This is a genomic window from Amycolatopsis kentuckyensis (assembly GCF_002155975.1).
In the GTDB taxonomy this organism is placed as follows: Bacteria; Actinomycetota; Actinomycetes; order Mycobacteriales; family Pseudonocardiaceae; genus Amycolatopsis; species Amycolatopsis kentuckyensis.
Genome location: NZ_MUMI01000171.1, coordinates 56,072 through 66,268 on the forward strand (window position 1 = coordinate 56,072; position 10,197 = coordinate 66,268).

The window sequence follows — 10,197 nt, forward strand, 5'->3', positions numbered from 1 at the left end:
GCGGCCGCACTACACCCTGCCGATCGGGCACCGCTGGGAGCGGGTACCCGGGGTGACACTCGTCGGCGACGCGGCCCACCTCATGCCGGCCAACGGCGAGGGCGCCAACCTGGCCATGCTCGACGGCGCCGAGCTCGGCCAGGCACTCGCCGCCCACCCCGGCGACCCCGAAGCCGCGTTCGCCGAGTACGAGCGGGCCATGTTCCCCCGCAGCGCCAAGGTGGCCGCCGAAAGCGCCGAGTTCGGCGACCTCCTGGCCGGCGTCGAGAAGGAGAACACCGCGCAGGTGCTGCTCGACGCGTTCGCCGCCTTCACCGGAGCCGTGCGGGAGTCCTAGGGCCTGTCCTCAAAGCCAGATGAGCAGCGTGGCGAGATCGATGATGCCTCGGTAGGAGATCGCGGTCTTGCCGAATCGGGTGGCGATGGCTCGAAACTGTTTGAGGCGGTTGAAGCAGCGTTCGACGAAGTTGCGTCGCCGGTAGGCGACACGGTCGAAGACGGGCGTCGGCGGCGTGCTGATGCGCCCGCACGATGCTGGAATCAACCGAGACCTCCCGGTCGAGTTCGTCGATCGCCTCGGCGATCACCCGCACCTTCGTCACCAGGGTGGACAAGGTGCCGGTACGTGACCAGCGCCAGAACCGGTTGTAGACCCGGTCTTGGCCGTGAACACCTAGGGGGCGTACTTCCCGACGAAGCTGCCGCAGGTCACGACCCGGCCCGTGAGCCGAGCCTGGATCGCCTTCTCCAGTCCCAGGTAGTCGAACACCGGGGTGTCGGCGGGGATCGACTCCGGGACCGGGCCGCCCGTCGAGAGCATCCGGTACGAATCCGTCTGGAACAGGACCAGGTAACCGCCTTCGCGGCTGAGCCGGTCCGCCGTCGCGAGCATGCGCTCGGGCGCGTCGCCGACGATCTCCAGCGGCAGCGGCCATTCGAGCGGGAACGGGTTGCGCAGGCCGAACGCGGGGTAGGCGAACGGGCTGTCCGGCAGGATCGCCGTCCGCGCGGCCGGGAAGCGGTCCAGGCAGTCGCGGATCTGCCGGACGAAGGTGAACGTCGAGGGGTTCGTGCGGATCCCCGACATCGCCGGGGTGACCGCGCCGAGGTCCTCGGTCAGCCGGTCGTGGCCGACGTCGAGGTAGGCCGCCCGGTCGTGCTGGGCGACGACGACCCAGCCGCAGACCGCCACCGCGGTCAGGCCGGCCGTCGCCGTCACCCAGCGGCGGACCGGCCGCGGGCGGGGCGGGACCAGCTCGCCCAGCAGCAGCAACGTCGTCAGGGCGAGGGTGCCGCAGAGCAGCGTCGGCGTGTCGTTGCCCCAGGACAGGCTGATCATGAACCCGGTGGCGAGCACGAGCAGCCCGGCCCACGGCACCTTCCGCCGCACCACCGCGTTCACCGCCACGCTGACCGCGACGATCCACCACAGGACGTCCGCCCAGCGCGAGGACCCGGTGAACCGGCCCTCGACGACGGTCGAGACCACCGCCGCGGCCCCGGCGAGCACCAGCACCCAGGACGCGACCCGGCCCGCGACGCCGAGCCGGTCGCCGGGCAGCCGGACGGCCAGCAGCACCACGGCGATCGCCGCGAAGAAGCCCAGCTCCCGGACCGGCGGCTCGGTCAGCGCGTCGGGGTGGTCGAGCCAGAGCCCGAGCAGCCGCTCGCCGTACGCGGGCAGGCCGCCGGTGAGCTGCTCGACCATCTCCGTGAAGCCGCCGCCTAGGCTCACCCAGGCCACGTACGCCAGTCCCGGCGCGCCGAACGCGAGGAGGTCGAGGACCAGCCGGACCGCACGGCGCGTGCCCGCCCGCGTCGCCGGGTGCAGCAGCAGCCAGACGACGCCGATCACCGCGGCCAGCACGAAGCTCTGCTTGACGAACACCGCGGAGCCGAGCAGCGCCAGGCCGCCGCGGCGGGCGAGCGCGCGGCCGCCGCGCAGGCCCGCGTCCAGGGCCCAGGCGCCGCACGCGGTGAGGAAGATGCCGTCGACGGTGTGCCAGGCCATCAGCGGGAACGCGTTGAGGTTGATCAGCGACGCGGCCGCGACCACCGCCGTCATCCCCGGGCCCCAGGCCGGCACCCGGCGCCGCGTGACCAGCGTGGCGAACGCGATCGTGGCCACGATGATCTCGATCATGGCCAGGAAGCTGGAGCCGAAGAACAGCGGCATCGGCAGCGCGAAGTCGGCGACGTGCAGGACCGCGGACCCCAGCGGGCGGGCGGAGATGATGTCGGCGTGCGGGACTTCGCCGTGCAGCACGCGCCACGCCTGGGCGAGGATGAAGCCCTGGTCGGAGGGGTGGAAGCCGAAGCGGCCGACGCGGAGTTCGGTGGCCAGCGCGAGCAGCAGCACCCAGGCGGCGTGGATGCCCCAGCGCAGCAGCGGCCGGCGCTGCCTGGCGGGCGCCGGTGTCGTGGCGGTACGCGCAGGACTCGCCACGTCCACGCCCCGCCCGCCTTCCGTTTCCGATCACCCCGGGAAGCGATGGTAGCGGCCGGGTGGCCGCTCCCGGCCGGCCGGTGCGAACGCCGCCCCGGCCGGGCCGGGGCGGCGTTCGCCGGACTCACCCGAGGGTGCGCCGCGCGGTGCCGATCACGGCCGTCTTGTCGTTCACGGCACTGCGTTGCCCTGTACTGAATACGCTGAACACCGGCATTCCGAACTCCCCAGTCGATGCCCGTACGGGTGTACGGGACTCGCGCGAGGGTAGAAGTACCGTCGGGTGCGTGCCACCGTTTCGGCGGAATTCGCGGGAATCAGGCACGACGGCGCCAGATAAGCCGGGTCACCGCCGCCGCGACGGACGCCGGCGCGGACCGCCGGGGGAGACCGCGTGCCTCGGGTGCGGACTCCGGCATCGCCCGGTAGGCCAGGTGCGCGGCGAACCGGGCCAGCCGCGGCGCCGCCAGCGTCGCCAGCTCGGCGGCGCGGCCTTCGGGGAGGCTGAGGATCTCCGGCCGCTCCTCGCACGCCTTCACCACCAGCGCCGCGGCGCGTTCCGGGCTGCTGGACGGGATCCCGCGGTAGCCGGTCGGCGCGATCATCGGCGTCCGCACCAGCGGCATCCGCACCGACGTGAACGTGACGCCGTCCGAGAGCGTCTCGCGCCCGGCCGTCAGCCCGAACTCCTCCAGCGCCGCCTTCGACGCCAGGTAGGCCGAAAAGCGCGGGGTGTCGGTCTGCAGGCCTTGGGTCGTCACGTTGACGACGTGGCCGAACCGGCGCTGCGCCATCGACGGCAGGAAGCCGAGGATGAGCCGCACCGGCCCGAAGTAGTTGATCGCCATCGTGCGCTCGAAGTCGTGGAACCGCTGCGTGGACAGCGCGACCGAGCGCCGGATCGACCGGCCGGCGTTGTTCACCAGCACGTCCACCGCGCCGTGGTCGCCGAGCACGTCCTTGACCAGCGCGTCGACGGCGTCGCCGTCGGTGAGGTCGCACGGGTACGCCGCGGCCGTGCCGCCGGCCGCGAGGATCTCCGCCCGCACTTCTTCCAGTTCGGAAGCGCGGCGGGCCACGAGGATCACCTTCGCGCCCTTGCGGGCCACGGCGAGCGCCGACGCCCGGCCGATCCCGGACGACGCCCCGGTGATCAGCACCGTGCGCCCGGCCAGCCCGTGGGTGCGGCGCGCGCGGTCGGGGTCCAGGTGGGCCCGCCAGTACCGGTGGAGCGGTGCCGCGTAGTCCCGCAGCTCGGGGAGTTCGATGCCGCTGCCGAACAACGCCGTCGTGGTGCGCGCGGTGTCGAAGACGACGTCCATGGTCAGGTGCGGCAACACGGCCAGCGGGATGCCGAGCTCGTCGAGGACGGCCGCGCGGGCACCCCGGCCGCCGGGGACGCGGTCGATCCCGGCCGCGGCCGCGTGCGCGAGCCGGGTGCCCACCCGCCGCACGGCGCCGGACGGCTTTTCCGGCAGCACGGCCCGGATCACCGGACCGCCGGCGGCGCGCGCGAAGGCGTTGTAGACGGAGTTGAGCGGCTGCGGGCGCGCGGCGGCGAGGTGGTAGGTCGTCCCCGAGGGCGCGTCCCGGTGCATCAGGTACTCCATCGCCTCGACGACGTAGTCGACCGGGACGAGGTTCGTCGCGCCCAGGTCGGGCGCGGCCAGCGGGAGGCGCCGGGGCAGGGCCGCCAGCCGCGAGATGGCCGGGAGGAAGTAGTAGGGCCCGTCGACCTTGTCCATCTCGCCGGTGCGCGAGTCGCCGACGACGGCGGAGGGCCGGTAGACGCGGAAGGGCAGCGACTGCTCGCGAACCAGCTTTTCGGCCTGGAACTTCGTCGCGTGGTACGGCGAGCGGAAGCGCTGGCCGAGGTCGAAGTCGGCTTCGGTGAACCGTCCGGCGTGGTCGCCGGCGACGGCGATCGACGACACGTGGTGCACCAGCCCGGCCCGGGCCGCGGCCGCGAACGCCAGCAGGTGGCGGGTGCCCTCGACGTTGGCGCGCCGGTTGGCCTCCTCGTCGGCGGTCAGGTCGTAGACCGCACCGAGGTGGACGACGTGGTCGAGGTGGGGCAGCCCGGCGGGGTCGGCGCCGAGCCGGGGTTCGGCGAGGTCGCCGGGCACCGGGTGCAGCTTGTCCGCGCCCGGCCAGTCCCGCGCGAACGTGGCCAGGCGCTCGCGGGACGTTTCCCGCACCAGCGCGTACACCGCGGACGTCTCCGGCCGCTTCAGCAGCCGCGCGACCAGGCGTTTCCCGATGAAGCCCGTCGCGCCCGTCACGAAGTAGGTCGTCATGGCCGGTCCCTTCTCGTCGGGCCCGACTCTAACCTACTGAAAAGTAGGAACGGTAGTTGTCAGCTTTCGTTCTCATCCGCCGTCGCGACCACGGCGTCCCGCAGGGCGGCCCGCAGCCGTCCGACGTCCAGCGGTCCGAGCACCGCCGCTTCGCCCGGCGGCGCGACCAGCACCACCTTGTCGTTGCTGACGAACACCGTCACATCCCTGCGCCTGCCGGCCAGATCCCGGCAGCCGATCGACCACTCGCCCCGACTCATGGTCGCCGCCCTCCGCTTCCCTTGTCGTGGTCGTGCTCCGTGCGAGGGTGGGAGCGGACCCCGGCGGCGCTATGACGCGCGTTCACCCGATCTGCCTACTCGCGGGTTTTGTCTTGCGCTTTCCGGATTTTCGGCGTAGCCACGGGTCGTGGCGCGGCCGGTTCGGGAGTAGCGTCCGGATCAGCAGCCGTCTTGCGGGAGGTATGGATGTCGGAACCGCGGAAGATCGTCATCGTCGGTGCGGGCCTCGGTGGGGCATCCGCGGCGGCCGCGGTGCGCGAACGCGGTTACAGCGGTGAAATCCTGTTGCTGGGCTCGGATCCGCACCGCCCGTACGAGCTGCCGCCGTTGTCGAAGGGCGTGCTGCTGGGCAACGCCGACGAACCCGACTGGGTGCACGAAGAGAAGTTCTACGCCGAGAAGGACATCCGCTTCGCCGCCGGCGTCACGGCGACCCGGATCGAGCTGGGCGCCCGGCAGGTCCTCGACGACGCGGACGGCGTGTACCCCTACGACCGGCTGGTGCTGGCGACCGGCTCCCGGCCGCGCAAGCTGCCGGTGCCCGGCGGCGACCTGCCCGGGCTGTACACGCTGCGCACCCTCGACGATTCGCTCAAGCTGCGGTCGGCGTTCGCCGCGGCCGAGCGCGTGGTGATCGTCGGCGCCGGCTGGATCGGCTCCGAAGCGGCCGCGGCGGCCCGGACGCACAACGCGGAGGTGACGGTCGTCGACCCGGTGCCGGTGCCACTGGCGAACGTGGTCGGCGAGACGGTCGGCGGGGTGTTCCGCGACCTCCACGTCTCGAACGGCGTGAACTACCGCCTCGGCGAGCAGGTCGCGGAGATCACGGGCGGCCCGGACGGCGTCCGCGGCGTCCGGCTGGGCAGCGGCGAAGAGCTGACGGCGGACGTGGTCCTGATCGCGGTCGGCGCGGCCCCGCGGGTCGAACTCGCCCACGCGGCGGGCCTGGAGCTGGCCGACGACGGCGGGGTGGCGGTGGACGCGGGCCTGCGCACGGCGGCACCGGACGTCTACGCGGTGGGCGACATCGCGGCCCACTTCCACCCGCGGTTCGGCCGCCGCGTCCGCGTGGAGCACTGGGCGAACGCGAAGGACCAGGGCACGCACGTGGCGCAGAACCTGCTGGGCGGGAACGAGCCGTTCCTGGCCTCGCCGTACTTCTTCACCGACCAGTACGACCTGGGCTGCGAGTACCGCGGCCTGGCGGACCCGGCCTCGGACGAACTGGTGGTCCGCGGCGACCTGGCGTCCCGCGAGTTCACGGCGTTCTGGCTGCGCGACGGCGAAGTGGCGGCGGCGATGAACGTGAACATGTGGGACGACGGCGACGCGCTGGGAGCACTGGTGGACGGCCGCGCGAAGGTGACGGCGGACCAGCTCAAGACGGCGGACCTGGCGTCACTCGCCTGAGCCGTTCGGCGTTCGGCGAACGAGCTGGAGCTCCAGCGGGAAAAGGAGCTCGAGCATCAGCGCGAACTGGAACGCAGGAAGCTGCTTTTCGGGTTGCGGTCGGAGGTGTACCTGAAGATCACCCAGGTGTTCGCGGATGCCGTAACGGCTCTCTCCGCCTCTTACGCCGGTCCGGCCGGAGGCCAGACGGCAACCGTCACTGAGCTGGCCTGCGCTCTGCGCCGGTTGCAGGATCTCGTCACGTCGTGCGTCGTCATCGCTTCCGAGGAAGTCACCTCGACGGCACGTACGTTCGGTGGCCGGCTCCAAGCAAGCTGGGATTGGCTGGCGGGTGACGCCGTCGCTCACCTGAGACGTTCGCGGAGCAGGGTGTCGAGCCGCCGCCAGGCCGGGGACGACGCGTTCACCGCACCCTGCACCAGCGCCGGAATCGCCGATCCCTCCTCGTCGGCGGGCAGACCTTCGCCGTAGCGCGCGCGAGTGGCCGAGACGAGCTTTTCGGCCAGCGCGTCGACGCGTGGATCGTGCGGGCCGAGGTCGTGCACCCCGTCGTATTCGAGGACCACGGCGAGCAGCGCCGGGTCGTCGAGCATCGCCGCCTGGTCGCGGAAGTTCGTGCGCGCCGTCTCCGGGGCGGTGGCGAACACCAGCAGCCACAGGTCGTTCTGCAGCGCCACCCAGCGTTCGCTGAACCCGAGGCCCGGCAGCCGGGCGAGGTACGCCACCACCTCGTCCGGCAGGGGCGAAAGGTCCCCGTCGGAGAGCCGGCGGAGACGCTCGCGGGTGGCCTGCAGGCCGGAGATCCGGGCGGCGAGGTCGTCGTCGATCTGCCGGAGGGCCGCGGCGAGGCCGCCGCCCGAGCGGAGTTCGCGGATCCGCGCCAGCGGGACGCCGGCCTCGGCGAGCGTGCGGATCTTGATCAGCTCGACGGCGTCCGAAGCGCGGTAGCGGCGGTAGCCGGAACGGTCGCGATCCGGCTCGGGGAGCAGGCCCTTCGCGTGGTAGACGCGGATCGTCTTGGCCGTCACCCCGACGTACCCGGCGAGCTGTCCGATGGTGAGCACCCGCCCATCGTCGCACTTGACCTTGCCCCCGGGGCAAGGTTGCATGCTGGCGGCATGACCGACTACGAGACTCTGCGCGCGCTGGCCGACGAGGGCAACGAAACCGCGCTCGGCCGGCTGGCCGACCTCGCCGACGCCCGCGGGGACGTCGAGGAGCTGAGCGAGCTGCTGGACGAGGGCTGTGACCGGGCCGGGGAACTGCTCACCCGGCGCGCGGTCGCCGCGAAGGACCTCCTCGAGCTGCAGCGGATCGCCGACGCCGGCCACGAACCGGCCGGCGACGAGCTGGAGCGCCTGCTCAGGAAGTGACTTCGCGGGTCAGCGTCAGGTAGGCCACCAGGGCCAGGACGGCGAACCCCGCCATGGTCGCGGCCATCGGCACCGCCGTTCCCGAGCCGCCGAGGCCGACCAGCGGCGTCGCCACCGCACCCACCACGAACTGGAGCACGCCGAGCAACGCCGAAGCCGACCCGGCCGTGCGCGCGTGCGACGCCAGCGCGAGCGAACTCGCGTTCGGCATCACCAGGCCGATGCTCGACACCAGCAGGAACAGCGACACCAGCAGCAGCGCCAGCGGCGCCCGGAACAGCGCCGAGGCCAGCACCAGGACACCGCCGGTCACGCCGAGCAGGAGCCCGGACCGCAGCAGCGCCCGCTCGCTGATCCGGCCGACCAGGCGGCCGTTGAGCTGGCCCGCCAGCACGATCCCGACGCCGTTCGCGCCGAACACCAGGCTGTACGCCTGCGGACTCAACCCGTACCCGCCCTGCAGCGCGAACGACGAGCCCGAGATGTAGGCGAACATCGACGCGAACAGCAGGCCGGACGCCAGCGCGTACCCGGCGAACGAACGGTCCAGCGCCAGCCGCCCGTAGGTGCGCATCACCTGGCCGAGCCGCAGCGGAGACCGCACGGGCGACGGTTCCGGCAGGAAGAACACCACCACGGCCAGCAGCAGTGCGCCGAAGGCCGTCAGCACGACGAACACCCCGCGCCACGACGTCCAGTTCAGCAGCTGGCCGCCGATCAGCGGCGCCAGGATCGGGGCCAGGCCGCTGACCAGCATCAACGTCGAGAAGAACTTCGTCATCGCGGTGCCTTCGAACAGGTCCCGCACGGTGGCGCGCGCGATCACGATGCCCGCCGCCGCGCCGAGGGACTGCACGAACCGCGCCGCGACCAGCAGGAGGGCGTCCGGGCTGACCGCGCACAGCACCGAGCCCACGACGTACAGCACGAGTCCCGCGAGCAGCGGGCCACGGCGGCCCAGCGCGTCCGACAGCGGCCCGAGCACCAGCTGGCCCAGGGCCAGGCCCACGATGAACGCGCTGAGCGTCAGCTGGACCGTGCTGTCGGCCGCGTGCAGGTCGGCCGCCATCCGCGGCAGCGCGGGCAGGTACATGTCGATCGACAAGGGGCCGAAGGCGGTGAGGCCACCCAGGACGAGGACGAACTTCAGCTGCGCCCGCCGGCTCGGCGCGGTACGTTCCGCCGTGGTGGTCATGCGCGTCCCTTCGCTCCCTCACCGGGGACCAGCGGGAACAGCGGCCGTGCTATTCCGGCTGTGATCGGTGACACCCCGTGGTCACCCGACCCGATAACCGACACTGATCCGATCAATTTTGCGACCGATTCGGCGATGGCTCTGGATCGGCGGTCGCGACTGCGATATACATCGGATGTCTGGTCGGTGTGGGTGAAGGGAAACATCCGTGCAGCTTGTGCGTCTCGGGGAGCCGGGAAGTGAGCGGCCGTTCGTGCGGGCCGGCGACGGCACGACCTACGAACTGGGCGGCCTCACCGCCGACATCGACGGCGGCTTCCTCGCCGCGGACGGGATCGCGCGCACCGCCGCCGCGCTCGCCGCCGGAGAGCTGCCGGCCGCTTCGGAGACCGGCCTGCGCGTCGGCGCGCCGATCGCCCAGCCCGGCAAGGTCGTCTGCATCGGCATGAACTACCGCCGCCACGCCGAGGAAACCGGCGCGACGCCGCCGGCCGAGCCGGTCGTGTTCATGAAGGCGCCGGACGTCGTGGTCGGCCCCGGCGACGACGTCCTCATCCCGCGCGGGTCGGTCAGCACCGACTGGGAGGTCGAGCTCGGCGTTGTCATCGGCAAGACCGCCCGCTACCTCGACAGCGTCGAAGAAGCCCTGGAGTACGTCGCCGGCTACGTCGTCTCGAACGACGTCTCCGAGCGCGACCTGCAGTTCCGCGCCGGCCAGTGGGACAAGGGCAAGTCCTGCGAGAACTTCAACCCGCTCGGCCCCGCGCTGGTCCCCGCGAGCGAGGTGCCCGACCCCCAGGACCTCGGCCTGCGGCTGTGGATCAACGGCGAGAAGAAGCAGGACTCGTCCACCAAGGACATGATCTTCAGTGTCGCCGAGATCGTCCACCACCTGAGCCAGGTGATGGTGCTGCGGCCCGGCGACCTGATCAACACCGGCACCCCCGAAGGCGTCGCGCTGGGGCAGCCCGACCCGAAGCCGTACCTGCGCGACGGCGACGTCATCGAGCTCGAGGTCGACGGCCTCGGGCGGCAGCGCCAGACCGCGAGGCAGGCCTGACCATGGCGAAGATCATCGGCATGGAGGTCCTCGACGTCCGGTTCCCGACGTCGAAGGAGCTCGACGGCTCGGACGCGATGAACCCCGACCCGGACTACTCCGCCGCCTACGTCGTGCTGCACGCCGACGGCGGCC

The 10,197-nt window shown here is 72.2% G+C and carries 9 protein-coding genes and 2 pseudogenes; 5 read left to right on the plus strand and 6 right to left on the minus strand.

The window, feature by feature from the left end; all coding sequences use genetic code 11:
- Positions 1 to 337: FAD-dependent oxidoreductase (locus CCN39_RS51760; RefSeq protein WP_244210833.1), on the plus strand; the 337-nt coding region annotated here is incomplete at its 5' end.
- 9 nt (positions 338 to 346) lie between these two features.
- On the opposite strand, the pseudogene CCN39_RS17560 reads toward CCN39_RS51760, so the two are convergent.
- From CCN39_RS17560 to CCN39_RS17575, 4 genes and pseudogenes are all read right to left on the minus strand, one after another.
- Positions 347 to 496: pseudogene (locus CCN39_RS17560) on the minus strand (IS5/IS1182 family transposase); the annotation flags it as partial.
- 177 nt (positions 497 to 673) lie between these two features.
- On the minus strand, positions 674 to 2,452 hold the full coding sequence (locus tag CCN39_RS17565; protein ID WP_086843290.1) for a hypothetical protein: 1,779 nt from the start codon (positions 2,450 to 2,452) through the stop codon (positions 674 to 676).
- 311 nt (positions 2,453 to 2,763) lie between these two features.
- Positions 2,764 to 4,743, minus strand: a complete 1,980-nt coding sequence (locus CCN39_RS17570) for an SDR family oxidoreductase (RefSeq protein ID WP_086843292.1) — start codon at positions 4,741 to 4,743, stop codon at positions 2,764 to 2,766.
- Between the two features lie 59 nt (positions 4,744 to 4,802).
- A complete protein-coding gene (locus CCN39_RS17575) occupies positions 4,803 to 5,003 on the minus strand; it encodes a hypothetical protein (protein WP_086843294.1) in 201 nt (66 codons plus the stop codon).
- Positions 5,004 to 5,210: 207 nt separating this feature from the next.
- Here CCN39_RS17575 and CCN39_RS17580 point away from each other — a divergent pair, with 207 nt between their 5' ends.
- On the plus strand, positions 5,211 to 6,434 hold the full coding sequence (locus CCN39_RS17580; RefSeq protein ID WP_086843296.1) for an NAD(P)/FAD-dependent oxidoreductase: 1,224 nt from the start codon (positions 5,211 to 5,213) through the stop codon (positions 6,432 to 6,434).
- Positions 6,435 to 6,778: 344 nt separating this feature from the next.
- Here CCN39_RS17580 and CCN39_RS17585 read toward each other — a convergent pair whose 3' ends face one another.
- Entirely contained in the window at positions 6,779 to 7,498 is a 720-nt protein-coding gene (locus CCN39_RS17585) for a MerR family transcriptional regulator (RefSeq protein WP_086843298.1), read from the minus strand.
- Positions 7,499 to 7,552: 54 nt separating this feature from the next.
- Between CCN39_RS17585 and CCN39_RS17590 the strand changes: the two genes are divergently transcribed.
- Positions 7,553 to 7,807, plus strand: coding sequence for a hypothetical protein (locus tag CCN39_RS17590; protein ID WP_086843300.1), 255 nt, complete (start codon positions 7,553 to 7,555; stop codon positions 7,805 to 7,807).
- On the opposite strand, the gene CCN39_RS17595 is transcribed toward CCN39_RS17590, so the two are convergent.
- The gene (locus CCN39_RS17595) at positions 7,797 to 9,002 is read right to left on the minus strand and encodes a multidrug effflux MFS transporter (protein ID WP_086843302.1); all 1,206 of its coding nucleotides are present in this window, start codon (positions 9,000 to 9,002) and stop codon (positions 7,797 to 7,799) included. The two genes, CCN39_RS17590 and CCN39_RS17595, sit on opposite strands and share 11 nt — an antisense overlap.
- Before the next feature lie 208 nt (positions 9,003 to 9,210).
- On the opposite strand from CCN39_RS17595, the gene CCN39_RS17600 reads away from it, so the two are divergent.
- Together CCN39_RS17600 and CCN39_RS51765 are read left to right on the plus strand one after the other, a co-directional pair.
- Positions 9,211 to 10,062: a fumarylacetoacetate hydrolase family protein gene (locus tag CCN39_RS17600; protein WP_086843304.1), complete on the plus strand. Its 852-nt coding sequence runs from the start codon at positions 9,211 to 9,213 to the stop codon at positions 10,060 to 10,062.
- A 2-nt stretch (positions 10,063 to 10,064) separates the two neighbouring features.
- Positions 10,065 to 10,197: pseudogene (locus tag CCN39_RS51765) on the plus strand (fuconate dehydratase); the annotation flags it as partial.